Below are 25,432 nucleotides of genomic sequence, written 5' to 3' on the forward strand. Positions count from 1 at the left end.
TTTTCTATCTCACCGAATTACTTTTTAGCGCTGAATTGGGGGAGGGTTATTCACGTTAACTATCTTTTATTAGTTTTTATTTGGCTGGCTATTATACCGTAAGCCATTGGTTAAGTAATCGACATTTGAGAAAAGTACGTTCATCATTATTTGACATAAGGCCAAAATCGTTTCAATATTAATCAATGTCCTACCTTTTCGTGATCTTGCGCACGAATTTATTAACACTGTATTTAACTTTCTTGTCATACTCTAGGGATGATAGTTTCCCCCGTTATTATTTAAGGTTCACATAAATAATGAAAAAAAGAACAATAGCACTGATTTTGCTGATGCTTATCTTAATCGCAGCAGCGGCACTTTTTCATTCTCATAACCAATATTTATTGTTGCAGGGGGAAGTGGATGCACCTGAAGTCATCGTCACGTCGAAAGCAAAAGGGCGGGTGATTGAGCGTCATATTGAGCGAGGTGATGACGTAAAACAAGGGCAACTCTTATTAACATTAGAAAGCCCTGAGCTGCAAGCGCAATATGAAGCATCAAAAGCCGCAAGAGACCAAGCAAAAGCACAGCTAGAGCTCTCTATTAATGGTACTCGCGAAGAAACTATTCGTGATCTTCAGGCCACCTTGGCGCAATCCAACTCCCAGTATCAAAATGCATCTCGTGAATATGCACGTTTGAGTAATTTAAAAAACAAAGGGTATGTTTCAGCGAATGAGTTAGATAACGCACGTAAGGCCAAAGAAGTGGCATTTTCGCAAGTACAAGGGGCAAAAGCCCGATTAGAAGAAGGCCAGAATGGTGACCGTATTGAATTACGCCATCAATATGAAGCCGCACTTAATCAGGCAGAACAGAAATTGGCTGAATTGCAAGTACAGGTTGATGATTTGCAAGTTAAAGCCCCTGTAGATGGGGAGGTAGGACCTATCCCAGCAGAAATTGGTGAGCTATTTAATGCCGGAAGTCCTCTAGTTTCATTAATACGTCTACCGCAAGCTTATTTTGTCTATAACTTGCGTGAAGATATTTTAGTTGATGTAAAAAAAGGCGACAAAGTGCAGCTGGATGTACCTGCCTTGGGGAACAAGTTGATTGAAGCTGAGGTTCGCTATATTGCACCGAAAGGTGACTATGCGACAAAACGAGCGACACGTGCAACCGGTGACTTCGATTTAAAAACATTTGAAATTCGCTTATATCCTGTAGAGCCGATTGAAGGGCTAAGGCCTGGCATGAGTGTGTTATGGCACTGGGATAAGTAAAAGGTGTTGCCATGAAATTTAAGTTCGCTTGGCACGGTTTTGAGCACGCCTTTAGCCGTGAAACCCAAATGGCTATTCGTAGCCCTGTTTTTCATTGGTTAAGTTGGCTGTTTCCATTAATGCTGTTTACGTTAGTTAGTGCTAACTTCTCAGAGGGGACATTAATGGATTTGCCCGTTTCTGTGGTGGATAATAACCATAGCCCGGTGTCTCGGCAGATTATTCGTGACCTCGACGCGGGCCCACATGCGGATGTGAAAACCATTGATGACAATCTCAGTACATCATTAAAACGACTCGGTAGTTCAAAAGATTACGCGTTATTGTATATTCCTCATAACTTTGAAGAAGATGTCTTACGGGGTCGTCAGCCTGAACTTCGTATGTATTATAATGCACTCTTTTATGCATCAGGCAGTTATGCCATTCAAGATTTTAGTGGGCTGGTGGCAGAGCTGAATGCGAAGTATCGCCAAGAAATGGCGAAGTCAATGGGAAAGGCATTGCCACCGTTAGCTCAAGTGACACTCTCTTATGACAGCTTATTCAACCCGAGTGGTAGTTATATTTATTATCAACAATTTGCCGCAACTATTCATATGCTGCAGCTGTTTGTTGTTACCGCAACAATCTATACGATGTCACGGGGTTCCACCTTACAAAGTGTTAAACCGTTTATCATGGCGCTGCTCGGGAAGCTAGCTCCTTACACCTTATTTTTCAGTATATTACTTTCTGTAGAGATTGCGGCATTGGTCACTATCTTTGATGCTAAAGTGGTTGGGAACCCGTTATATATGATTGTATTAGGGTTTTTCTATGTGATAGCAGCACAAAGTATCGGCTTATTACTGTTTAGTTTTACCTCAAGTGCCATCATGGCATATAGCTTGATAGGGATGTTGGTGAGTATCGCTTTGGCCTTTTCGGGTATGGCGGTACCGGAGCTATCAATGATATTGCCTGCGCAAATTATTTCGAATATTGAACCACTTACTCATACATTAAATGCTATGTTTGATATTTTCTTGCGGGAGATTTCCTTTTCTCGCATCGTTCAAGTGTGTCTATTCTTATTGATTTACCCCTTTGTGATTGGCTTTTTAATCCGTAAGCGATTAATAAAACGGTTAGAAAACCAAGTGGGGGCTGTCTGATGTCCATCTATTTTGCAACCTTTCGTAAAGTGCTGCTGGGGATGCTGGAAAAACCGATGTGGTTATTATTATTGGTTTCTCTATGTGTTATGAGCTTAGTTTATGCAAAGCCTGTTCTTTGGGATTTACCTGTTGCAGTGATTGATATGGACCACAGCACGGCAAGCCGTGAGCTAATCCATGATCTCGATGCGACACCAAAAGTGCAATTGCAGAGTTATGACAACCTTGCTCAAGCGCGGCAGGATATGATTGCGAGAAAGCTATTTGCGATAATTATTATTCCAACGGATTTTCAACAACACTTACTGAGCGGTAAAAATATCACTGTGCCAGTGTATGGTGATGGGACCAACCGGCTAGCGAGTGGGCAAATTCAGCAAGAGTTATCAAAAGCCTATCAAACACTGCTCAATGCCTATAACACCCAGTTACTCACTAAAGCAGGCTATAGCCAAGAGCAAGCAAAAGTGATTATTACCCCTATTCGCAGTGAAACTGAGCCATTGTATAACCCAGGGATCAGCTTTGCAGCGATCGTGTTTCCTGGCCTTTTGGTGATGTTATTGCAGCACTCCCTGCTGATTGCCTGTGTGCGAGTTAGTATCGCGGTGCGTTCTACACCTAAAGGAAAACCGCCATTAGCCGTTTATTTAGGGGCGTTATCTGCTTTAATTCCGATTTGGTTATTTTTATCTACCGTATTTTTTGCCCTTTGGCCGTGGGTATTGGGGTATCGGCAAGAAGCGCCACTGTACGTGATTTGGATGTTCACGTTTCCATTCCTATTGGCTGTTCTGGGGCTTGGCAAGTTAGTGACAGAATGTTTGCGCAGCGTTGAAATGATTTATTTAACTTTGGCATTCATTACGACCCCTGTGTTTTACATGTCAGGAACGATTTGGCCACTGCAAGCGATGCCTGATTGGGTACGTATGATTGCTTCAGCATTGCCATCAACATGGGCCACGAATGCCATGGCAGGTCTTAATCAAATGGGGCTACCGTTTAGCGATGTCCTGATGGATATCGTGATGATGCTGATTTTAGGGGTTATTTATACGGTCATTGGGGTATTCATCGGTATGCTCCGAGATGGCGAACTACGTCATATTAGCCATATGTTTAACCGTTGGCGCAGGCATCGGCATTAATATTTAATCGTGTTTATTGTCTATTAGAAAAGGCGGCCTAAAGAAATAATGACTAATTAATCGACAAATGCTAAACTCAACCACAATGTAGTCACAATGTAGCTACGTTTGATATGTGTGGAGGGATGATATGTCAACACTATTGAAAACAACAGATGTTCGTAGTCGAATTGATGAACAATTAAAAGCGGAAGCCACGAGTGTATTACAAGATTGTGGTTTGACTATTAGCGCAGCTATTCGTTTGTTTTTAGAGCAAGTAGTTCAAGAGCAAAGAGTTCCCTTTGAAATCAAACGTAAGCAACCTTCGCTGAAAACTACACTAGCGTTGAAAGAAGCTAAAGCTATTGAGCAGCACTACGATTCAATTAACGAAATGATGGTGGAGTTAAGCAAAGTTGACTCAGAAGCCAAGTAATAAGCGAGCTAAGCAACCAAGGCAGGTTGCTTATACACCAACGTTTAAGAAGTCATGGGAACGATATAACCGAGCGGGCCGTAGGGATATGAATGCGGCTGTTCTCGTTATGGAAATACTGTTTTCTCAAAAAATAATACCAAAAGAATATCTTGACCATGAATTAGAAGGTCATGAATGGCAAGGAGCTAGGGAGCTTCATATTGGTGGTGATTTCTTACTGGTTTATCGCTTGTCAGATAAAGGTAATTTAATCACTTTCGTTGATATTGGTTCGCACAGTGAATTATTTGGTTAAGGTAATGAGCTATAGTTCGAGCTCATTACCTATTGTATATCAAGGCACTAGCAACAACCCTGCAATTTGCCGCCAATAGCCATTGCAGTTTTGATTGGCGATATTTAGCGGAATATCCCCACTTTCATTGGCTTTAAACTGCTTGATTATCTCAAGGGATCCAATACCTTCAGGGGAAATGCGCACAATATCCACAAGCTCATGCATTGAATGCAGGTCATTGCCGAGGTTATAGCAAGCGCCACTGAGCGTTTGAATGCCATTCAACGTAAACACTTGCTGTTGCTCCTGGGAGAGCACTTTGCGCCCTTGGGGGTAATTAATACAACAAGTTTCACACTCGTCTTTTTGCTTATTTTCAGAGCGTGCAGTAAAACAGCGCGCGGAATAGGCAAGTGGCAAGTGCCCATAGCTCATGACCTCAACATCAAATTTGCCACGAATGCCGATATCATCGCACTGGTTAAGTAAATTGACTAACCAATCTCGAGAAAGCTCTACAGGCATACACCAGCGCACCATGCCTTGGCGTAAGAGAATATTTAAGGTTTGCGCGTTGTAGCAATTCAAACCGTGGCCCGCGACAAAAGGCAGGTTTCTTTCGGCTAACATGTTGATCACACCAAAATCATGGGCTTCAACGAGAAACTCACCATTATCAACTAACTTGCTGATCTCTTTAAGTTCTGAAGGTGCTTGAAGGAGAGCAAGGGTGCTCAGGACAATTTGTTTGCCACTTTTAGCGAGCTGCTGGGCGAGTTCTATCCAGTCATTGGGCTTCATTTCTCGACGCTTACTGCACACCGTCTCACCGAGATAAATAATATCGGCATCACTTTGCATGGCGTGTTGATAAAAATCTTCCAGCGTCTGTTTTGGCCAATAATAAAGAACAGATCCTAACGAGTACTGCATGATATTTACCTTTTAAATTACTGCCATTTACGGTGATAGGCGCCTAATGTAGTTTGGCTTCCTTCAGAAAGCCCACCTAATGCTTTTAGCCATTTCGGGTCGGTGACAAAGTGATTAGGGTTGGATTTGTAGCGGTCGATGGCTTGTCGCCAAATACGGGTCACTTCCGTTACGTAAGCGGGGCTACGCTGGCGGCCTTCAATTTTGACAGAAGCAATATTCGCTGCCATCAACTCAGGTAATAATTCAATAGTATTGAGGCTGGTGGGCTCTTCCAGGACATGGTATTTCTGTTCATCGACAAGATAACGTCCTTTACATAGCGTTGGATAGCCTGCATTTTCATCTTTTTGGTAACGGTCTATCAACACATTATTTAAGCGAGATTCCATTCCTTCTTCTGTTTGTTGCCAGCGAACAAAACGTGCTGGGGAACATGCACCTACGGTATTTGGTGACTCACCAGTAAGATAAGAAGAAAGGTAGCAACGTCCTTCTGCCATAATGCACAGGCTACCAAAGGCGAATACCTCAAGTGGTACAGGGCTATTTCTAGCCAGTTGTTTGACTTGATGAATAGATAAAACGCGAGGAAGTACGACGCGATGCACATCGAAATTGCGTTGATAAAAGCGAATGGCTTCTGTATTGGTGGCAGAGGCTTGAACTGAAACATGTCTTTCAATATGCGGGTATTTATTTGCAGCGTACTCTAACATTGCGATATCGGCTAAGATCAACGCATCGGCACCGAGATCTGCTGCAAGATCGACGGAGTTTTGCCAACGTTCGTAACCATTAGGATGCGCAAACGTATTAATCGCAATATGTAATTTACGTTTACGGTTATGAATATAGCGCTCTGCTTCGTGCAGTTTTTTTTCCGTAAAATTAAGCCCTGCGAAATGGCGCGCATTGGTATCATTCTTTAATCCAATATAAACGGCATCAGCACCGTTATCGACAGCCGCTTTTAAAGCGGGCAAATTCCCTGCGGGGCAGAGTAATTCCATTGTCCTATCCCTGTATAAAATTTAACAGCTGACATTCTAGTCAACAGAACTGTTATAGATTTTGATTTAGAGCAGAGAAATTGTTAATGGATATCAGTATTCGTTAATTAAGGTCGTTAAGGAAATAAGGAGGCTGGTGGGTAATAAAGAGACTTCACCAAATGTCAGAGAATAAGTTTTATAAATATGGAATATGAATTATTTTTGACTGATTTTTGAATATTTATTGGAGAAAATAGGTAATTAGAGATAGTTTTTATCAAAGGGATGTGAGAAATAATTATTGGCTGGATGGGCAAAAGTTGATATAGGATCAAACCAATAATATCATTTTTTGGCAAGATAACTCATCATGAGTCAAATGTTAGGTTAATGACTTCAAAAAATGGAGTTATTAGCGTTGAAAATTTAACCATCTAAATATGCAATATGTTACCCTAAATAATTCGAGCTGCTACTGTTGTTAAGTAGTTACACGAAAACGGGCAGACAATTACTACGGGAGTCAGTACTGTGTTAAGTAAAATTCGTTCTCAACTCATCACAAAAGGCCCTTCATTTTTAAAACTGCCTTTGAAAGTGACCCCATTCGCACTGCAGCGTCAGGTCCTTGAACAGTTGTTAAGCTGGCAATTTCGTGAGTCAGTGAAGGAAGGGGAGCTGGATTTTCTTGAAGACAAATGGCTAAAAGTTGAGGTTCGTGACTTAGCGTTAGTCTGGTTTATCAGTTTGCAGGGTGGCCAACTCTCCGTAAAACAGCATGCAGAAGCGGATGTTAGCGTGAGTGGTAATGCGAATGATCTGGTACTGATTGCTGCACGTAAAGAAGACCCTGACACACTCTTTTTCCAGCGTAGGCTGGTGATTGAAGGGGATACCGAACTCGGCCTCTATGTGAAGAATTTAATGGATGCTTTCGAGCTTGAAAACATGCCAGCTCCACTGCGTTTTGCTTTGCTACAATTGGCCGATGTGATTAAAACCGTGCATGAAAGCGAGGACGCAGAGCATAAATCGCCTGTGTTAACATCATGCTAATCCGAGTTGAAATCCCTGTCGACGCAATGGGTATTGATAAATTATTGCGAGAAACCTTTCCAACTGAAGCGGAAGCTAACCTTGTTCAACATTTACGTGAAGATGGTTTGCTAACGCTCGGTGTTGTGGCAACAAATGATGATGGTGAAGTGATCGGCTATGTTGGCTTCACGCCAGTGGACGTTAACGAGGAAGACGTACAATGGGTAGGTCTTGCACCATTAGCGGTAAATAAAGCGCATCAAGGCCAAAGAATTGCAGAAAAACTGGTCTATGAAGGGTTAGATAGCCTCAATGAGTTTGGTTACGGTGCGGTCGTTGTACTGGGCGATGAACGCTACTATTCACGTTTCGGTTTTGAACCAGCTGCAACCCACGGTATAAGTTGCCAATGGCCTGAACAACAAGCCCACTTTTTGGTTTGTGGCTTAGAAAATGGCGAGATTGGGGAACATCAAGGTTTAGTGACTTACCCTTCACACTTCAATAACTTATAGTTAGCTAAGTAGTTAACTAGGTCATCAGGCTGGTCAATGACCAGCCTTTCTTTTGTCTTTTTATTCAGTTGCTTAACTTGATATTCTATTTTTGATGCGGCTGAGCGAGAACCAATAAAACAAGAAAATACCAGTTCTAGTGGCATTTTTCCTTTCAATGCTTTTGCCCCTGTTCCTGCCTTATGTTGCTCAAAACGACGTTGTACATCGGTGGTGATACCACAATACAAAGCGTTATTTTTCTCTCTTACTAAGTAAAGATACCAATCACTTTGTTTTAATTGTTTTTTTTCTAGAGTTTTTTTTATCATTCTGTGCTGATTTATAAGAAGAAAATATAAGGTTACAACGAATATATTCGTTAAGTAAGATATTTATAACATATTAAAATTTAAATAAAAAATGATATGAAACTGTCACAAATTTGTAACCTCAACCTAAGTTGGCATTCAAAATATTTGAATAACTATAGCAAAATTAGCTAATTCTCTTTTCAAAATAAAGCGCATAATATGATCCATATCACAGAGGGACAGTAAAAATCCCAACTAAAAATCAAGTTTACAAGAAGGAATGTACAATGAAAAAATCAACATTATTTGCTGCTGCTTTAGCTTTAGGTGCTGTTTCATTTGGTTCAATGGCCGCTGAAGAAGTTCAACATACTAGTCAACCTGCAACAGGTTATGTATCAGTAACTGGTGCGGTAAGTGTTAATGACCTGACCGCACAATTGGCCAAAAAAGCTGATGAAGCTGGTGCGACTTCATTCCGTGTGATTTCAGCTGGCGGTGAGAATAGCATGAGTGGTACTGCGGCTATCTACAAATAAATTTATTCGTCATATTTACTCGTCATACTTCGAGCCGTAGCGTTGTTGGCCGCGTTCATTCGCACTAGTCACATACTTATGTATGCTCCTAGCGCCTCGTTCACTTGCCGCCTAGCTACAACTCGAATTATTTAGAATAAATACTCGAATTTAGTTGGCGTATAAGTCTAAAAACATTTAGGTTAATATTTCAGCTAGTTAGAGTATAGTAATAGCGAATTTTATGCCTACGTTCAGAACAGTTTAAGCAAGCTTAAGGGGAATACCCTGAAAGCTTGTTCTGAACGGGTTTATATGGAAACCGCTATGACGCCTGAACAAACGTTAAAACACATCCAACGCTATATTGCCCGCCAACACGTTTTTTCCCTTTTTGCTCACCATAACAATGATATCTGGCCTGCCAGTTGTTACTATGCATTTGATGCGAAAAAGATGTGCCTGATTTTAATGACAGATCCAAATTCAAAACATGGGCAATTGATGGTGGCTAACCCACAGGTTGCTGGCACAATATCGGCACAGACCAAAGCTGTGAATGCAATACAAGGTATTCAATTTACAGGTGAAATTAAAATATTAGAAAGTGAGGAAGCACAGCTCTCTCGCGGTTTCTACTGCCGTCGTTTCCCTGTGGCAATAGCAGCGAAACTGCCTGTTTGGCAGCTTCACTTGCAGAATGTCAAAATGGTAGATAATAAATTAGGTTTTGGTACCAAACTATATTGGGAACGGCAAATTTAACGCAGTCTGTGGATCACCTGATTCGAGCTACCGCGCCAAATTAAGCGCGGGTCATGTAAATCTTGCTCGAATTTGCCGTCAATCACGGTATTGACAAAACTCACCACTTTTTGCTGTTCAAGCGTGAAATCACCCAATGTGTATCCTGTCCATAACCAGATGTCCTTATCTGGGCAAACTGCTTTTACGCGCTTTACCAACTTGAGCACCGCAGGTAAATTGGCTGGGTGCAGCGGGTCTCCGCCTGAAAGGGAAAGCCCTTGCCGATGGATTCGCGTGTCCTGCAAATCTTGGATAATTTGGTCTTCCATTTCTTGGGTGAATGGTATGCCTGAATCCACTCGCCATGTACTTTGGTTGTAGCAACCACGGCATTGATGAACACAGCCTGCGACAAACAGCGTACAGCGAGTTCCTGGGCCATTGACCACATCAACAGGATAATATTGGTGATAATTCATAGCATTAACCTATTTGGCCGTTACCTAAGTGCTTGATACGACGCTTCACTTCTTCCTGTTTGCCTGCATTGAATGGTCTGGCATCTGGGCTACCTAAATAACCGCAAACTCGACGAATGACAGAAACTCTATTTGTGTCATGATTGCCGCAAGCAGGGCAGGTAAAGCCTTTGCTAGTACAAGAAAATTCACCCGAGAAACCGCATTCATAACACTCGTCAATTGGAGTGTTAGTCCCATAATAAGGCACATGTTGATAACTGTAGTCCCACACGTCCTCTAAGGCTCTAACGTTATGTTGTAAGTTAGGATATTCGCCGTAACAGATAAACCCACCATTCGCGATAGCTGGATAAGAGGCTTCAAAATCAATTTTATCGTAAGGATTGACTTGTTTTTCAACATCTAAATGGAAGCTGTTGGTGTAGTAACCTTTGTCGGTAACACCTTGTATCACCCCAAATTCAGCGGTATCGATACGGCAAAAACGGTCACACAAGTTTTCACTTGGTGTGCTGTATAAGCTGAAACCGTAGCCTGTTTGGGCTTTCCACTCATCAGTGGCTTGGCGTAAGCGGCTGACAATCTCGACCGCTTTTTTACGTAATTTTTCATCATCATAGACATGAGTCTGTGTGCCAAAAAGCGCATTGATGGTTTCATGCAATCCAATGTAACCTAAGGAAATAGACGCACGTCCGTTTTTAAAGATCTCAGCAACGTTATCGTCAGCTTTTAACCGAACACCGCAGGCGCCTTCCATATACAAAATTGGCGCGACGCGCGCTTTTACGGTTTCTAAACGGGCAATGCGGGTCATTAAGGCTTTTTTGGCAATTGCTAGACGTTCATCCAGTAATGCCCAAAATGCATCTTCATTACCTTGCGCTTCGATAGCAATGCGAGGCAAGTTTAGGCTGATAACGCCTAAATTGTTGCGCCCATCATGAATTTGTTGCCCATTTTCTTCATAGACGCCAAGGAAGCTGCGGCAACCCATAGGTGTTTTAAATGACCCAGTCACATCAACAACGCGATCGTAGTTAAGAATATCAGGGTACATGCGCTTACTCGCACACTCTAAAGCGAGTTGTTTGATGTCGTAATTAGGGTCACCTAATTTGTGGTTTAGGCCATCATTAATTGCAAATACGAGTTTCGGGAAAACGGCTGTTTTGCGGTTTTTGCCAAGGCCGGCAATGCGATTTTTCAGAATTGATTGCTGAATGAGCCTCGCTTCTTTAGACGTTCCAAGGCCAAAACCGAAGGTCACAAAAGGGGTTTGGCCATTTGCGGTGTGAAGTGTATTGACTTCATACTCTAAGGATTGAAAAGCATCATAACACTCTTTATCTGTACGGTTGTGTGCATAACCTTCCGCATCTGCAATTCCCCACTCTTTGGCGACGTTTAGGTGCTTTTCATAGCTGATTGCGACATATGGCGCTAAAATTTCGTCAATACGGTTAATTGTCGTACCGCCATATATATGGCTAGCAACTTGGGCGATAATTTGTGCTGTGACGGCAGTGGCCGTTGAAATAGACTTTGGTGGCTCTATTTCTGCATTTCCCATTTTAAAACCATTCGTTAACATACCTTCAAGGTCAATTAACATACAGTTAAACATCGGGAAAAAAGGTGCATAGTCGAGGTCATGATAGTGAATTTCGCCTCGTTCGTGTGCAATAACGACATCTCTCGGCAAAATATGTTGTTTTGCATAGTGTTTAGCGACAATACCCGCGAGTAAATCGCGCTGTGTCGGGATCACTTTACTGTCTTTATTGGCATTTTCATTGAGTAAAGAGACGTTACTTTGTTCGATTAACCCACGAATGTCATGCGTCAATTGGCTGCGTTTTTCACGTTCGCTGTCTCTATCGTGGCGATATTCAATGTAAGCACGGGCTAAGTCTTTATAAGGCCCGGCCATCAGCTGGTTTTCAACTGCATCTTGAATGTCAGCGATATCCACTCGGTCACGGCTGCAAAGTTGCTCTGTAACAGCAGAAGCAACCTGAAGACAATAATCGTCATCCTTAACATTCACAGCAGCCGCTGCACGTTTAACGGCTTCTTGAATTCGTGGAAGGTCAAAACCGACCTGACAACCATCTCTTTTTATAACAACCGTTCCCACGGGCATTCTCCTTGTTAAGTTATCCACAATGCGACTTCAGCTATTCGCCATGTTTATCACGGGTACTAATCTGTGGATAAAATGTGAATAAATACTATATGTTGTGTCATCTTGTGTAATTAAAGCACAATATATGGGATTTTGCTTTTTTTTAGATCACCACTATTTGATTTAAAACAAGGAAAAAAATAATTTGTATGAATATCAAAAGCGCAGAGGAAATAAATCTTTTCAGTTGCTAGTATTCATATCAGTGATCTAAATAAAAAAGAGATGTGATTTTCTTTATTCGCAAAGCATGAAAATGACTACTGTGACGGGGAATTTATTCTGTATCGGAGGTAGACAGTAATGAAAGACACCCCACTCAAAGGATGGGGTGTTTGGCTCGAATTAATCGTTATTTACGTACTGCGATTGCTTCGATTTCAATTTTCACGTCTTTTGGCAGGCGAGCAACTTCAACGCAAGAACGAGCTGGGAACGGTGCATTATGCTGTTTGAAAAATTCTTCGTAGGTTGCATTCACGGTCGAAAAGTCATTTAAATCTTTTACAAATACCGTTGTTTTCACGATATTAGCCGCACTTAAGCCAGCTTTTTCTAAAATTGCTTTTACGTTAGCCAGTGATTGGCGAGTTTGTGCTGCGATATCTTCAGGCACTTCACCGGTTTTAGGATCAACAGGGATTTGCCCTGATGTGATAACCATACTACCCAAATCTACGCCTTGAACGTAAGGACCGATCGCTGCTGGTGCGTTTTCTGTATTGATTTCGTATGACATAACTACTCCGTTTCATCACGTAAAGAGAAAATACTCGTCATATGGCAAGCCACAGCGGTTTCTGTAGTTTGGTATGATGTTGAGTATAACTTTATGGGGTGTTAGGCACTATTATAAACATGGATTGCACCTAGACAACACCGCAGTCTACGCAAAAATAACTTACTGGTTATTGATCACAGCGTCTCTATCGAACTCTTTTTCACAGAATTTACACGTGAGTGCGACTTCTTTGCCGATTTTTTTCACACGGAAACTGCTTGATACGGGCTCATTATGGCTAATACAGTTGCTATTTGGGCAAATTAACACGTTGTCGATATAGTGAGGCAGTGTGAGTTCAAGCTTTTCTACCACTTGGTAATCTTCAATACGATTAACGGTGGCTTCAGGGGCATACATAGCTAATTGGTTAGCTTGCTCTGGGGTTAAAAAGGTATTTTCAATTTTGATAATGTCTTTTTTGCCTAGATTGCTTGATGGCAAATTTAAGCCAATCGTGATGCGTTCGTCTGTTTTTGTTAGCTTAAACAATTTTAGTAACTTGAAACCAATTTGAGCAGGAATGTGGTCAATAACGGTACCGTGGCTGATTGCTTCAACTTGTAATTTATGGTCGTGTGTCATGGTAATTTCCTCCTCAGATAGCCAATTCTTTATTTAAAACCAGAGATAACAATGCCTGCCTTGCATAAATCCCATTTCCTGCTTGCTGGAAATAGTAAGCATATGGCGTGCTATCCACATCTACCGCGATTTCATCAACTCGAGGCAGTGGGTGTAAGACTTTTAAATTCGGTTTTGCACAATGCAGATCAGCGGCACTTAAAATAAATTGCGCTTTAACATTCGCGTATTCAGAAGGGTCGAGACGCTCTTTTTGTACGCGGGTCATATACAGAATGTCGAGCTCTGGCATCACTTCATCAATATTATTATGCAGGCTGTAGGTTGCGCCTTTTTCTTCTAAGATGTGCAGAATATGGTTTGGCATTGAAAGCGCTTCAGGAGCAATAAAGTAGAAGTGATTACCTTCAAATTTAGACAGTGCTTGGGTTAAGGAATGCACAGTTCGGCCATATTTTAGGTCGCCGACCATGGCAATTTGCAGGTTTTCTAAACGGCCTTGAGTTTCTTGGATAGTAAACAAGTCGAGTAACGTTTGTGTTGGATGTTGGTTTGATCCATCGCCTGCATTAATGACAGGGATTTGGCCTGCAAACTGGCTAGCAAGGCGCGCGGCACCTTCTTGGGGGTGGCGCATGACAATTGCATCCACGTATTGGCTGATGACAGAGATGGTATCTGCCAGAGTTTCGCCTTTCTTGCCGAGTGAAGTGTTGGTGCTATCAGAGAAACCAACAACAGAAGCACCTAAACGGTGGATTGCCGTTTCGAATGACAAACGTGTACGTGTAGAGGCTTCAAAGAAACAACTTGCGATGACTTTATGTTTTAGAAACTCAGGTTGTGGCTGTTTTTTTAATGAAGCAGCGACGTTAAGTACCAACTCAAGGTCTGAACGGTCTAAATCATTAATCGAGATGATATCGCGGTGGTATAAAGGGTTCGGCATTGTTGTTCTCCTGTGTCAGCAAGACATATTAGGTCTATAGGCCAAAAAAAAGCCCCTCATTGAGGGGCTTTTTTATAAATAAGAAGGGGAAAAACAGGCTGTCCAGACCGCCAGAAGGCAGTGCAGTGGAGGTGTTCTCTGTAAGAAATAGAGCAGCAGCGTTCATAGTTTCTCCCGGCAAATTGTGGCGCATTATACGCATCTCGCTCCATGACGCAAGCGTTTGCATAAAGAAAAATACATTTTTTTTATTTTTGCATTTACGTTTCTATTGTGTACAAAAACTAGACGATGAGATAAAAGTGGAAAAATCAACAAGATGACGGAAAATTGAGCGATAGTAGAAACCAGCCAGTATCTATGGGTAATCTACCGCTAAGTTTCCAGCAATATTAAACGAGTGTTCGCCATAATCTCCAATCCCATTTGGCGCAACTCTGACTAAGACTGCATCGACATAGTAATTTTTTTGATTCTGAGTCATGGTAATGGCAACGCTTTCATTAGGGAAAATAGGCTCCCCTTGCCAGCTTAATTTAACGCCGAATGCATTACTGGAAGTTTGGAATAAATTACTCGAATAAGGCGTTGATGGCGCATTAAAGGATAGTTGTGCTTTGGCGTTCATATTGCAATCAATATTGAGCTCAATTTTATGCGGTGCGATTTCTTGACCTATATTTCCATTTCTCCCAACGGACAATGCACGGTAGCTCGATATTGTATTACTCGACATTTGACATATTGCAGTTGTTGCTGAAAAGGAGCCACTAATATGAATAGGCATATTTTGTGTTTCCGCTTGAGAAATAGAAACCGTGCCGAATAATAATACGAAGGGTAATAATGCTTTTAAAGGGGGGACATAATTCATAGTATTTCTCAAATGATAAATCATGCTTTATCTATTTTTATATTATTAAACCATTATTGTGTGGCTGAGGAATAATCTTGCTCAGCCACGAATATCTTTTTTTCTATCTGTTACTGGTAAGTAATCGCTAAGTTACCAGTAATATCAAAGGTGTGATTACCAAAGTCATTAGGGCCATTTGCGGATAAACGAGCAACACTGGTATAGAAGTAAATAGTATTTCCGCCTTTAACTACTTTAATATCATCAGATTGACCAGGTTTAATTTCGGTGCTGTTATATTTTAATTTCACACCAAATGCATCACTTGAGGTTTTAAATGCTTCAGGTGAATTTGGCGCATTGTTGGCGACGAAAGTGAGCTTCGCATCTGCAGGGAATTCGCATGAAAAACTTAAATAACCCGAGTTACGGTATGCGGTTTCATCACCCACTTTTTCTAATGTATTGATAGCACCAAAATTTGTTGTATTTTCAAGCTTGGTATCATTACAAGGCTGGGTCACGTTTGAGAACGTCCCTTTGATATTGATTGGCATATTTTGAACGGCGGATAGAGCAGGTAAAGACACACACAGTAAGAGTGCTAAACCACTTTTTTTTAGCAAATGCATAATAAAAATCCTTTTATTGATTTTGAGAAGTTTTATATTCTAATAAATATATTAATTCTATTAAATAGATGGAGATTAAATAACTATTTAATCTTGCTTTTGAATTTCAATTTGAGTTAAAACTCTTTTTTTAAACCGTGGCGGTTTATCATATTTAAGCGTTTGGGGGTAAATACGTAGCTAATATATTTTATTTAATAGTTATATATTTTAATAGCTATGTTTTTTTACTTAAGTAATCTGCGTGTTTTTTTATGATTGGTTTCTAATTTAATTTTAAGAATATAGTTTGTTAATTTTAAATTAAATAATAGTGTTGATGTAAGTGTATTATCGTTAATAAACTTTAGAGTTATGAGAAAATAGATAAAAACCCATGATGGGTTTTTATCTGGCTTGGTATTTATTTTTGCCCTAATTTTATTGCTATTTTTTCGAGTTTAAACATTAGGAATAATGTTACTGAAACTAACACAATCGTCAGTGCCGAACCATCTGCAATATTGCCTCTATCAGTCAAACTGAAAATAGATACGGGTAAAGTGGCCCAACCGGGGGGATATAACATCATTGTGGCACCAAGTTCCCCTAAGGACAGTGATAGGCTTAATGCTAATGCTGAAATCATCCATGGCATCAATAGTGGTAAGGTCACATGGCAGAGGCGATACCAAGGGGAAGCGCCTAAGCTAAAAGCAACATTTTCAATATCGGGAGAAATACGCGCTAAGCCAGTGGAAACATTGCTAAACGTAAAGGCAGAAATCAACACGAAATGAGCACTAAATACAATCCAAAAGGTACCATTCATCTGTAAATAGCCTTGGCTGAATGCCACAAGGATCCCAAGCCCGATAGAAACAGAAGGAATGGCGCTGGGGAGGTAAAATGCGATACTCAGCCACTTTTGTATTTTCCCGCTGTGTCTTCTTAATGCTAACGCAGCCCAAAGCCCACAAAACAACGCAAATAGACTGGCGCTAAAACCAACCACTAGGCTCGATAATATGGCATCCCAAGCAGGCCCACTAAACGCGTTCACAAAATGTTCAAAAGTAAACCCTGAAGGCAAAATACCATTCCATTGTCGGCTGAAACTCGACATTAAAATCATCACTAAAGGCAGTAAAAATAATAAACCAAATAAGCTGATAGCAATGATAGTAGCTGTGGCTCGCCCTTTTTTAGACCAAATCAACATAATTAATTCCTTACCCCAAGGCGAGTGGTCGCTATTCTGTATAGGAAAAATAACCCGAGTGAAAGCAGGATGTTAATTAAGGCAATCATGCATGCCACCGCATAATCTGACTCTAATATCGCTTTACTGTAGACCATCATCGGCAAGGTATTGACGCCTTTCGCCCCGATAAATAGCACGATGCCAAACTCATTGGTGGTTAACAGTAGGCACAGGCTGCCACCAGCTAGTAGAGCGGGAAGTGCCGCAGGGAAAATGACTTTCGCGATAACTCGTGCAGGATGCGCGCCTAGAATACTTGCGGCTTCTAGCTGGCTCTTGTCTATTTGGCGCAGTGCCGCCATGAGAGGACGCATGACCAAAGGGGTAAAAACGGTAATTTCTGCTAGGATCACGCCATGAATTGAATAAAGGAACTCAACGGGTGGCAACTCGAAATCAAACAATGCCATCAAAGTACCATTGAGTAGCCCAGCAGAACCATAAATAAAGGTGAAAGCGAGGGTGATCAAAAAAGTCGGTAGAGCAATAAAAGTATCAATCACTTGAGTAATAAAACGGCTTCCAGGGAAAGGAACAAACACCAAGATCAGCGATAAAACACTCCCTATCACAAGGCAGCCTAACGTGGCCAAAATGGCGATATAGAGCGTATTCCATAACCCATTAATAAAGCGTTTTGACTCAATCAGTTGCCAAAATGCGTCCAGTCCCCATTTTCCCGCCTCATTTTGCAGTGCTTGCTGTGCTATCAACAATAAGGGATAAAAAAACAGCGTAACTAGCACCAATAATGGGGGCAATATCCAATAAATGGGCTTTATCGTTATTGATGAACCTTTTGGCACGCTAATATGTGACATGTTATTCCTCAATTAAAACGGTATCCGCAGGTGAAAACCATAAAGTGAGTTTATTGCCTACTGCAGGTGGTGAGGCCAAATGGGTAACGGCAACACTCACGGTTTCCCCGGCAACATCACAAATTAAATGGGTTAAATCCCCCTGCCAGCGAATAGACGTTAATGTGGCTTGTAGCTGATTAGTGGTATTGGTATTTGGCAATAGAGTGAGGTGTTGCGGGCGGATGCATACCCATTTGTGTGTACCCGCTCTCATACCTAATGTATGGGCTTCCAGCAATGTTCCACCACAACTGACATTCACTTTCCCGGGGCTTGTTGAAAAACCAAGTGCGGTAGCGGCTAGAATATTGGCTCGGCCTAAAAACTCAGCCGCAAAGCGGTTGGGCGGGCGGTGATATAAGGCATTTTTCTCACCATGTGCGACTAAATAGCCCTCTTTCATGATGCCAATCTTATCACCAAGTGCGAGTGCTTCAGTTTGGTCATGAGTGACATAAAGGATGGTCAATTCAGGCAGTTCGCGGTGTAAACGGGCGATTTCTTCGACCATATTATGACGAATTTGCGCATCTAGTGCGGAAAGCGGCTCGTCGAGTAACAAAACTCTCGGCCTTACGGCAATCGCTCTAGCAATCGCAACACGCTGTTGCTGCCCCCCAGAAAGTTGGTGTGGATAGCGGGTTGCGTAATCTGTCATTCCAACAATTTTAAGGGCTTCAACGACTCGTTCATTAATCAGTGCTTTGGGTTGTTTTTGTGCTCGCAAGCCAAATGCGACATTCTCTTCCACTTTCATATGGGGAAAGAGTGCGTAGTTTTGCACGACCATACCAAGCCCGCGTTGGTACGGGGGAAGGTGGGTGATATCCGTATCACCGAGTAAAATGCGCCCACTATCAGGTTGTGCAAACCCTGCAATAGCACGCAGTACCGTGGTTTTCCCTGAACCTGATGGGCCAATCAACACCAATATTTCCCCAGGTTCGATGGTTAAGTCTAGGGGCTTAAGCACGACATTATTATGATAGGAGACACGTAAAGACTCTAATGTGATCCCTGAGTGTTCGGTTTGCTGCATTACTGTAGTGACTTTTCGTTTCATCAACATCTTAAGTTACTCACCGTCAGTGACTTTTTGCCAACGTGAAATATCATCGGATAGGGAAACTTCAACTTCATCCCAATTAGGTTGCCAAGTTTTCACGCCTTCTAACATCTGAAGAGCCGTATGATATTGTTTATCGGATGGGGTGATATCGGAACGAACAGGCATGCCCCATGAAAGCTCACTGACACGGCTTTGTGAGGGTTTATCCAAAAGGAAATTAATCAGTTTTTTACCATTTTCTGTTTCGGGGGCGTTGTTAACTAGGCCGATAACATAGGGTAAAACCAGCGTACTACGCTCCCCGTTGGCATCTTTCGGCCAAAAAATTTGGACATTAGGGTTACGTGCCATTTGGGATAAATTCATTTGTAAGTCGCCATTAGCAACATAAAGCTCCCCTTTATTGACAAGTGCGGTGAGCTTACCGGTGGAAGCTGATGGGCCAACGTTATTAGCCTGCAATTTGCCGAGGTAATCAAACCCTGCGTCTTTACCATTAAAACTGTGGAAAACTTGTAGCATTACTGCGGTACCGTCCCCAGCTTGTCCCGGGGTTGAATATTGCAGTTTATTTTTAAAGCGGGGATCGAGTAAGGCGCTCCAGTTTTCAGGTGGGGATTTAAGCAGTTTGGCATTATAGATAAAGGTCAGGTAGTTATTGACCAACGGTGTGTAATAGTGGTTTGAATTAGGAATATTAGCCGCAGCTTCGGGGATAAATTCAGCTAATAATTGGTTTTTTGCTGCACGTTGGATAAATGGCGGAACAGTGATGAGTACATCCGCTTGTGGATTGGTACGCTCTTTAGAGAGCCTTTCAACTATCGCCCCTGAACCACTTTCAACATACTGTACTTTGATACCTGTTTGCTTGGTGAATGCCTCAAACTGATTTTTATACCAGCTGTTGTTGCCATCGTGCAGCCCATCAGCGGAGTAAACAGTAACAACATCAGCGGCAAAAACAGAGGTAGAGCAAAAGGCTGCCATTAATAGGCCTGCTAAATAGGTGCGTTTCATGGTTTTCTCCTGTTAAGGTAAAATGTATTCTGGTATATACCAGATGCTTTTTACGCTAACGGGTTTATATGACAAAAAGATGAAATACAGCTAAATAGCTAAAATTATTTTTATAAGCAAAAATGCTTACAAAGTATCGACTTCGATGCGCAAACTATCATGGCGCCAATACTCAACATCATAATCTAAAATTCGCCCATGTTGGTCATAGTTTAAACGCTGCAACAATAGGGCTGGACGACCAACCGTAACGCCCAGTGCTTGCGCAGCTTGAGCCGGCATTGCCGTTGGGTAGAAAGACAAATGCATACTGGTATAAATTAAATTGAAATGAGTTTGGTATACCTCCGTCAGGCTGCCATTGAGGTCATGGCGCAGTAGCTCGGGAACGCGAGCAGGTAAGCAATGGTTTTCACAGTAACAAACGGGCCTGTCATCAGCAAAACGTAGGCGGGTGAGTAAATAAATTTGTTCAAATGATTGAAGTTTTAACGGATCCATAGCCTCGAGAGGAACGGTAATAACTTTTCCATCCAATAAAACTGTTTTTGGTTGGCGACCTTGTTCGAGGCAAAGTTTATGGAAATTGGTATTTTGGGTTGGATCCAACCAAAGGCGCTCAGGTGTGACAAACCAACCGCGCCGCTCAGAGCGGTAAATTGCCCCACTAGACTCTAACTGTGCCAAACTTTCGCGAATAGTGATGCGTGTGGTATTGAAAATAGCACAAAGTTCGCGTTCTGAAGGGAGTTTATCACCACATTTTAGCTCGCCATTTTGAATCCTTTCCTGTAATTGGGCTTTGATAAGCAGGTATTGTGGGGTTTCATCCGCGGATAATTTCATGGTTATTTCCTATTATTGTTTCCGCCATATTATACATAGTTATATGAATTTTTTGTTTCACACGCACTTTTCCTTTGACCTTTTGGGCGGGCTACGATCATTATAATAGCAATCTGGTATAGACCAAAGGTGAATTGAATGACAAACAACAATTATTTGCTATTAACACCGGGGCCGCTTACGACGTCTAAAACGGTGAAGGAAGCCATGCTGTTTGATAGCTGTACATGGGATGATGATTACAATTTAGGTGTTGTCCAAAACATCCGCCAACAGTTAGTCGCACTGGCAACCGACAAAAAAGGGTATTCGTCGGTGTTACTGCAGGGAAGTGGGAGTTATGCGGTTGAAGCTGTTCTAGGCAGTGCAATTGGCCCTAAAGAAAAAATCTTAATTATCAGTAATGGCGCCTATGGTGCTCGAATGGCAGAAATGGTTCAAGGTTTAGGAATTTCCCATTGTATTTATGATTGTGGTGAAGTGTCTCTGCCTGATCTACAGCAGATTGAGCAGATATTACAACAGGATAACCCGATCACGCATATTGCGATGGTGCACTGTGAAACCACGACAGGGATTTTAAACCCGATAGAAAAAGTCGCGAAATTAGCGAAGCAATATCAAAAACGCTATATCGTGGATGCAATGAGTAGTTTTGGCGGGGTCCCCATGGATATTGCTGAGCTTAACATTGATTTTTTAATTAGTTCAGCAAATAAATGTATTCAAGGGGTTCCGGGGTTTGCTTTTGTTATCGCCCGTACCGAAGCGCTTGAACGTTGTAAGGGGCGTTCCCGTTCATTATCGCTAGATTTATATGCGCAGTGGCGTTGTATGGAAGATTTTCAAGGTAAATGGCGATTTACTTCTCCAACTCATACCGTATTAGCGTTTGCCCAAGCGCTCAAGGAGTTAGCTCAAGAAGGCGGGGTGGCAGCTCGCTTTCAACGTTATCAGGGGAATCAATACAAGTTGGTGTCTGGTATGCGTAAATTAGGTTTTACCACACTGTTAGAAGATAGCCTCCATTCGCCGATTATCACCGCATTTTACTCACCAAATTCGCCTGATTACCAATTTAAGCAATTTTATCAAAATTTAAAATCACAAGGCTTTGTCATTTATCCGGGCAAGGTCTCGCAAAGCGACTGTTTTCGCATTGGAAACATTGGTGAGGTTTATGAAAAAGACATCAATGCATTGTTGTTAGCAATAGAAAAAGCCATTTACTGGGAAATATAAGGAAAAGAAATGAACCGTATTGAAGCCGTTATTCTTGATTGGGCAGGAACCACTGTAGATTTTGGCTCTTTTGCACCTACTCAGATTTTCATCGAAGCATTTAAATCTGTGTTTGATGTGGACATTACATTGGCTCAAGCACGTATTCCTATGGGATTGGGTAAATGGCAACATATTGAAGCATTAGGAAAATTACCAGAAGTCGATAGGTTGTGGACAGCAAAATTTGGTCGCTCAATGAACAGTGAAGACATTGATAAAATCTATGCGGCCTTTATGCCATTGCAAATTGCGAAGGTTGTCGATTTTGCAGCACCAATCGCTGGTGTTGTCGACACAATCAATACATTACGCAGCCAAAATATTAAGATTGGCTCTTGTTCAGGTTACCCCCGTGCCGTGATGGAAAAATTAGTTCCTGCAGCAAAGGCGTTGGGTTACCAACCCGACTACTGGGTCGCGAGTGATGACCTACTTGCTGGTGGGCGTCCGGGGCCTTGGATGGCTTTACAGAATGTCATTGAGTTAGGCGTGGGGTCCGTCTCTGCTTGTATCAAAGTGGATGATGCTGTTCCTGGTATTGAGGAAGGGCGCAATGCTGGGATGTGGAGCATCGGGCTATCGGTTTCGGGTAATGAATTCGGTAAAACATGGGAAGAATATCAAGGGATGTCGATTGATGCGGTGAATTTATTGAAACAGCAAGCTGCAGAGAAATTGTATGCCGCTGGTGCTCATTATGTGATTGATACTTTGGCTGATTTACCATCGGTTATTGATTGTATCAATGAGCGTTTGGCAAAAGGTGAACGTCCATAATGATAGGTTACCCTCAACTCATTTGGTTGAGTTGAGGGTAGGAATTTAAAAAACATTAATAGGAAGTTCTGGCGCTAATGTCGCCACCATTACCGCTTTGATGGTGTGTAAGCGGTTTTCTGCTTGGTCAAAGACAATGCTATAAGGTGATTCAAAGACTTCTTCCGTGACTTCTAAACCGCCAAACATATTGAATTCTTTAGCTAATTGAGCACCTAATGTGGTGTCTTCATTATGAAATGCAGGTAAGCAATGTAAGAACTTCACATTCGGGTTACCAGTAAGCTTGATTACATCCATATTCACTTGATATGGCTTCAATAAATTAATGCGCTGTGCCCATACTTCTTTGGCTTCGCCCATCGATACCCACACATCGGTATAGATAAAATCAGCATCTTTTACACCTTCGGCGACATCTTCTGTGAGTGTGATTTTTGCCCCCGTTTTTTGAGCTAGTGTTTGGCAAGTTTTCACTAAGTCTTCATCTGGCCAGCAACTTTTTGGCGCAACAAGGCGTAAATCTAAACCTGTGAGTGCAGCGGCTTCTAGCATCGAATTACCCATGTTGTTACGCGCATCACCTAAATAGGCAAATTTAATGTCTGAGAATGGCGTATTTGGTCGGTGTTCTTGGATGGTCAGCAGGTCGGCTAATAACTGTGTGGGATGGAATTCGTTAGTTAGTCCATTCCATACAGGCACTCCCGAGTGCGCGGCTAAGAGTTCTACCGTGTTTTGGGCGAATCCACGGTATTGAATACCGTCATACATCCTGCCCAGGACTCGAGCGGTATCTTTCATGGTTTCTTTATGGCCAATTTGGCTACCGGAAGGCCCTAAATACGTGACTCTAGCACCTTGGTCAAATGCGCCAACTTCAAATGCACAGCGTGTCCGTGTTGAATCTTTTTCAAAAATAAGGGCAAAGTTTTTACCTGAAAGGAGGGGCTGTTCTGTGCCCGCTTTTTTTTCTGATTTTAACCAAGAAGAGAGTTTTAAAAGTGAATGAATTTCGCTAGAAGTAAAATCAAGTAACCTTAGAAAAGGTTTATTATATAGGGGATTCATAATTGTCAGCCTTTTTGTTTTGAATTAATATTCAATTTATATTCATAAAAATTCAAAATCAACCCCCAATGTAAAAGAAATTATCTTTAAATATATGGTTTCACTGTCAACCGTATGGGAGAATGGCGCAAAGAAAGATGAGCGACAAAGAAACAAAAGGGGTGTGGATATGGTAGATAAAGCTGAACTCGATGCGCAGTACGAAGAAACTCGCTTAATTATCGAAGAATTACTGGAAGATGGCAGCGATCCAGATGCATTGTATGCGATTGAGCATCATTTCTCTGCGGACAACTTTGCGCTGTTAGAAAAAGCGGCTGTTGAAGCTTTTAAACTAGGCTATGAAGTCACGGATGCGGAAGAGCTCGAAATTGAGACAGGTGAAACCCTGATGTGCTGTGATGTGATTAGTGAAAGTGCATTAAATGCAGAACTGATTGACGCACAGGTTGAACAATTAATGAAACTGGCTGAGAAAATGGGCATCAACTATGATGGTTGGGGCACGTATTTTGAAGACCCAGATGCAGAGTATGACGACGAAGACGGTGACGATATCGACCCTGAAGATCGCGTACACTAGTTTGATAAACTAAAACGGTAATGTAAGCTTTTTATTTGCCTGCTTTTGAACAATGAACAAAAGCAGGCGTTTTATAAAAAACTTCAATAGCTGAAACCAGAGGTATAACAGTCTACGAAATAAACGATTTATTATTCCGGATCTGCTGGGTATTCCGCTGCACTGAGTGCTGTGCGGAAAATGCTTTCATCCATATTGCTGGTAATTTGCACTTTTTTGGTTGATGGGTCGGTTTCTACCAGTGCATTAGCATCGATATCCAATATAATTTTTGTGATTGATTTAGCGCAGCCACCACAAGCCATTTTAGGTATTGTCAGATTAATCATTTTTAACTCCTATCATTAACGTTTTGATAAATATAAAGCTTTACCCTATTGGAAGGTCAATTAATTTTTCACTGAATATGTGAAAAAATTACCTATTTGCCCTTTTTGACTAGCTAGAGGCTCATGGTGCTCAGCGGAATTAACCAAATTTTCAATAATAGGGCATTGGGGTTCACTATTACCATGGCAATGCTTTGTAAGTACTTCGAGTGCATTTGCGATACCTTGTAGTTCACTAATTTTTCTTTTTAATTCAGATAAGTGGGTAAGTGCCATATTTTTAACATCGGCACTGGCACGTTCTCTATTGCGCCATAAGCACAGTAAAACTGAAATCTGTTCGGTTGAAAAACTGAGAGCTCGGGCTCGGCGAATAAGATTAAGGCTATCGACATCAGATTGGCTGTAATAACGATATCCAGAGTTAGTGCGGTTTGCTTTGGGGATCAAACCTGTTTGTTCATAATAGCGGATCATTTTTGCTGAGATACCAGAAAGCTTAGCTGCTTGACCAATATTCATAATTTTATCTCCTCAACAGTTTGATATTTAAGA

General features: G+C 41.7%; 31 protein-coding genes. 12 read left to right on the forward strand and 19 right to left on the reverse strand.

The genetic code is table 11. The features are described 5' to 3' along the window. The first annotated feature begins 299 nt into the window (after window positions 1-299). From PR800_RS03795 to PR800_RS03815, 5 genes are all read left to right on the forward strand, one after another. Entirely contained in the window at window positions 300-1,271 is a 972-nt protein-coding gene (locus PR800_RS03795; RefSeq protein WP_102138203.1) for an HlyD family secretion protein, read from the forward strand. 11 nt (window positions 1,272-1,282) lie between these two features. Continuing rightward, window positions 1,283-2,428, forward strand: coding sequence for an ABC transporter permease (locus PR800_RS03800; protein ID WP_272530241.1), 1,146 nt, complete (start codon window positions 1,283-1,285; stop codon window positions 2,426-2,428). Next, complete coding sequence (locus tag PR800_RS03805; protein WP_272530243.1) at window positions 2,428-3,582, forward strand: ABC transporter permease; 1,155 nt, start codon at window positions 2,428-2,430, stop codon at window positions 3,580-3,582. The genes PR800_RS03800 and PR800_RS03805 overlap by 1 nt, the downstream gene beginning before the upstream one ends. 130 nt (window positions 3,583-3,712) lie before the next feature. Next, entirely contained in the window at window positions 3,713-4,000 is a 288-nt protein-coding gene (locus PR800_RS03810; RefSeq protein ID WP_004905876.1) for a type II toxin-antitoxin system RelB/DinJ family antitoxin, read from the forward strand. Then, a complete protein-coding gene (locus PR800_RS03815) occupies window positions 3,981-4,298 on the forward strand; it encodes a type II toxin-antitoxin system YafQ family toxin (protein ID WP_004905874.1) in 318 nt (105 codons plus the stop codon). Before PR800_RS03810 ends, PR800_RS03815 begins: the two co-directional genes overlap by 20 nt. A 39-nt stretch (window positions 4,299-4,337) precedes the next feature. Here PR800_RS03815 and PR800_RS03820 read toward each other — a convergent pair whose 3' ends face one another. Next, window positions 4,338-5,213: a U32 family peptidase gene (locus PR800_RS03820; RefSeq protein WP_102138199.1), complete on the reverse strand. Its 876-nt coding sequence runs from the start codon at window positions 5,211-5,213 to the stop codon at window positions 4,338-4,340. Between the two features lie 17 nt (window positions 5,214-5,230). Then, the gene (ubiU, locus tag PR800_RS03825; RefSeq protein WP_102138198.1) at window positions 5,231-6,226 is read right to left on the reverse strand and encodes a ubiquinone anaerobic biosynthesis protein UbiU; all 996 of its coding nucleotides are present in this window, start codon (window positions 6,224-6,226) and stop codon (window positions 5,231-5,233) included. A 513-nt stretch (window positions 6,227-6,739) separates the two neighbouring features. Between ubiU and ubiT the strand changes: the two genes are divergently transcribed. Continuing rightward, window positions 6,740-7,264, forward strand: coding sequence for a ubiquinone anaerobic biosynthesis accessory factor UbiT (gene ubiT, locus PR800_RS03830; RefSeq protein ID WP_102138197.1), 525 nt, complete (start codon window positions 6,740-6,742; stop codon window positions 7,262-7,264). Beyond that, window positions 7,258-7,761, forward strand: a complete 504-nt coding sequence (locus PR800_RS03835; protein WP_102138196.1) for a GNAT family N-acetyltransferase — start codon at window positions 7,258-7,260, stop codon at window positions 7,759-7,761. The genes ubiT and PR800_RS03835 overlap by 7 nt, the downstream gene beginning before the upstream one ends. On the opposite strand, the gene PR800_RS03840 is transcribed toward PR800_RS03835, so the two are convergent. Beyond that, the gene (locus PR800_RS03840; RefSeq protein WP_102138195.1) at window positions 7,734-8,072 is read right to left on the reverse strand and encodes a GIY-YIG nuclease family protein; all 339 of its coding nucleotides are present in this window, start codon (window positions 8,070-8,072) and stop codon (window positions 7,734-7,736) included. The two genes, PR800_RS03835 and PR800_RS03840, sit on opposite strands and share 28 nt — an antisense overlap. A gap of 269 nt (window positions 8,073-8,341) precedes the next feature. Between PR800_RS03840 and bhsA the strand changes: the two genes are divergently transcribed. Beyond that, complete coding sequence (gene bhsA, locus PR800_RS03845) at window positions 8,342-8,593, forward strand: multiple stress resistance protein BhsA (RefSeq protein WP_102138194.1); 252 nt, start codon at window positions 8,342-8,344, stop codon at window positions 8,591-8,593. Between the two features lie 306 nt (window positions 8,594-8,899). Beyond that, complete coding sequence (locus tag PR800_RS03850) at window positions 8,900-9,337, forward strand: YhbP family protein (RefSeq protein WP_102138262.1); 438 nt, start codon at window positions 8,900-8,902, stop codon at window positions 9,335-9,337. Here the strand turns inward: PR800_RS03850 and nrdG are convergent. The 13 genes from nrdG to phnR form a co-directional block, all read right to left on the reverse strand. Beyond that, window positions 9,334-9,798 (reverse strand): anaerobic ribonucleoside-triphosphate reductase-activating protein, encoded by a 465-nt coding sequence (nrdG, locus tag PR800_RS03855; protein WP_166264014.1) that lies wholly within the window; start codon window positions 9,796-9,798, stop codon window positions 9,334-9,336. The genes PR800_RS03850 and nrdG overlap by 4 nt on opposite strands. A 4-nt stretch (window positions 9,799-9,802) precedes the next feature. After that, window positions 9,803-11,941 (reverse strand): anaerobic ribonucleoside-triphosphate reductase, encoded by a 2,139-nt coding sequence (nrdD, locus tag PR800_RS03860; protein WP_272530245.1) that lies wholly within the window; start codon window positions 11,939-11,941, stop codon window positions 9,803-9,805. A 400-nt stretch (window positions 11,942-12,341) separates the two neighbouring features. Beyond that, window positions 12,342-12,728 (reverse strand): 2-iminobutanoate/2-iminopropanoate deaminase, encoded by a 387-nt coding sequence (ridA, locus tag PR800_RS03865; protein WP_166264018.1) that lies wholly within the window; start codon window positions 12,726-12,728, stop codon window positions 12,342-12,344. Window positions 12,729-12,890: 162 nt separating this feature from the next. Next, a complete protein-coding gene (gene pyrI / locus PR800_RS03870) occupies window positions 12,891-13,355 on the reverse strand; it encodes an aspartate carbamoyltransferase regulatory subunit (protein WP_102138191.1) in 465 nt (154 codons plus the stop codon). Window positions 13,356-13,368: 13 nt separating this feature from the next. Further along, complete coding sequence (gene pyrB / locus PR800_RS03875) at window positions 13,369-14,304, reverse strand: aspartate carbamoyltransferase (RefSeq protein ID WP_166264020.1); 936 nt, start codon at window positions 14,302-14,304, stop codon at window positions 13,369-13,371. A gap of 34 nt (window positions 14,305-14,338) precedes the next feature. Continuing rightward, window positions 14,339-14,470 (reverse strand): hypothetical protein, encoded by a 132-nt coding sequence (locus PR800_RS03880; RefSeq protein WP_256372920.1) that lies wholly within the window; start codon window positions 14,468-14,470, stop codon window positions 14,339-14,341. 192 nt (window positions 14,471-14,662) lie between these two features. Next, window positions 14,663-15,178 (reverse strand): hypothetical protein, encoded by a 516-nt coding sequence (locus PR800_RS03885; RefSeq protein WP_272530247.1) that lies wholly within the window; start codon window positions 15,176-15,178, stop codon window positions 14,663-14,665. A 110-nt stretch (window positions 15,179-15,288) separates the two neighbouring features. Beyond that, a complete protein-coding gene (locus PR800_RS03890; RefSeq protein WP_102138187.1) occupies window positions 15,289-15,792 on the reverse strand; it encodes a fimbrial protein in 504 nt (167 codons plus the stop codon). Window positions 15,793-16,195: 403 nt separating this feature from the next. Beyond that, entirely contained in the window at window positions 16,196-16,993 is a 798-nt protein-coding gene (gene phnV / locus PR800_RS03895; RefSeq protein ID WP_102138186.1) for a 2-aminoethylphosphonate ABC transport system, membrane component PhnV, read from the reverse strand. A 2-nt stretch (window positions 16,994-16,995) separates the two neighbouring features. Further along, a complete protein-coding gene (phnU, locus tag PR800_RS03900) occupies window positions 16,996-17,856 on the reverse strand; it encodes a 2-aminoethylphosphonate ABC transporter permease subunit (protein ID WP_195697853.1) in 861 nt (286 codons plus the stop codon). A 1-nt stretch (window position 17,857) separates the two neighbouring features. Further along, window positions 17,858-18,967, reverse strand: a complete 1,110-nt coding sequence (gene phnT, locus PR800_RS03905) for a 2-aminoethylphosphonate ABC transport system ATP-binding subunit PhnT (RefSeq protein WP_206276054.1) — start codon at window positions 18,965-18,967, stop codon at window positions 17,858-17,860. Window positions 18,968-18,973: 6 nt separating this feature from the next. Next, complete coding sequence (locus PR800_RS03910; protein ID WP_102138183.1) at window positions 18,974-19,987, reverse strand: 2-aminoethylphosphonate ABC transporter substrate-binding protein; 1,014 nt, start codon at window positions 19,985-19,987, stop codon at window positions 18,974-18,976. Between the two features lie 126 nt (window positions 19,988-20,113). Further along, the gene (phnR, locus tag PR800_RS03915; RefSeq protein ID WP_102138182.1) at window positions 20,114-20,833 is read right to left on the reverse strand and encodes a phosphonate utilization transcriptional regulator PhnR; all 720 of its coding nucleotides are present in this window, start codon (window positions 20,831-20,833) and stop codon (window positions 20,114-20,116) included. A gap of 138 nt (window positions 20,834-20,971) precedes the next feature. Here phnR and phnW point away from each other — a divergent pair, with 138 nt between their 5' ends. Together phnW and phnX are read left to right on the forward strand one after the other, a co-directional pair. Further along, window positions 20,972-22,075 carry a 2-aminoethylphosphonate--pyruvate transaminase gene (gene phnW, locus PR800_RS03920; RefSeq protein ID WP_166264030.1) on the forward strand — a complete coding sequence of 368 codons (1,104 nt, stop codon included), beginning with the start codon at window positions 20,972-20,974 and terminating at the stop codon, window positions 22,073-22,075. A 9-nt stretch (window positions 22,076-22,084) separates the two neighbouring features. Next, the gene (phnX, locus tag PR800_RS03925) at window positions 22,085-22,894 is read left to right on the forward strand and encodes a phosphonoacetaldehyde hydrolase (RefSeq protein ID WP_166264032.1); all 810 of its coding nucleotides are present in this window, start codon (window positions 22,085-22,087) and stop codon (window positions 22,892-22,894) included. Window positions 22,895-22,939: 45 nt separating this feature from the next. On the opposite strand, the gene argF is transcribed toward phnX, so the two are convergent. Beyond that, complete coding sequence (argF, locus tag PR800_RS03930; protein ID WP_272530253.1) at window positions 22,940-23,965, reverse strand: ornithine carbamoyltransferase; 1,026 nt, start codon at window positions 23,963-23,965, stop codon at window positions 22,940-22,942. A gap of 169 nt (window positions 23,966-24,134) precedes the next feature. Between argF and rraB the strand changes: the two genes are divergently transcribed. Next, a complete protein-coding gene (gene rraB, locus PR800_RS03935) occupies window positions 24,135-24,548 on the forward strand; it encodes a ribonuclease E inhibitor RraB (RefSeq protein ID WP_004907524.1) in 414 nt (137 codons plus the stop codon). A 131-nt stretch (window positions 24,549-24,679) separates the two neighbouring features. Here rraB and PR800_RS03940 read toward each other — a convergent pair whose 3' ends face one another. Continuing rightward, window positions 24,680-24,877: a heavy-metal-associated domain-containing protein gene (locus tag PR800_RS03940; RefSeq protein WP_195697847.1), complete on the reverse strand. Its 198-nt coding sequence runs from the start codon at window positions 24,875-24,877 to the stop codon at window positions 24,680-24,682. A 60-nt stretch (window positions 24,878-24,937) separates the two neighbouring features. Beyond that, window positions 24,938-25,399, reverse strand: a complete 462-nt coding sequence (gene cueR / locus PR800_RS03945) for a Cu(I)-responsive transcriptional regulator (RefSeq protein WP_195697846.1) — start codon at window positions 25,397-25,399, stop codon at window positions 24,938-24,940. Between the last annotated feature and the right edge of the window lie 33 nt (window positions 25,400-25,432).

It is taken from the genome of Providencia sp. PROV205, assembly GCF_028479505.1.
GTDB classification, from domain to species: domain Bacteria; phylum Pseudomonadota; class Gammaproteobacteria; order Enterobacterales; family Enterobacteriaceae; genus Providencia; species Providencia huaxiensis.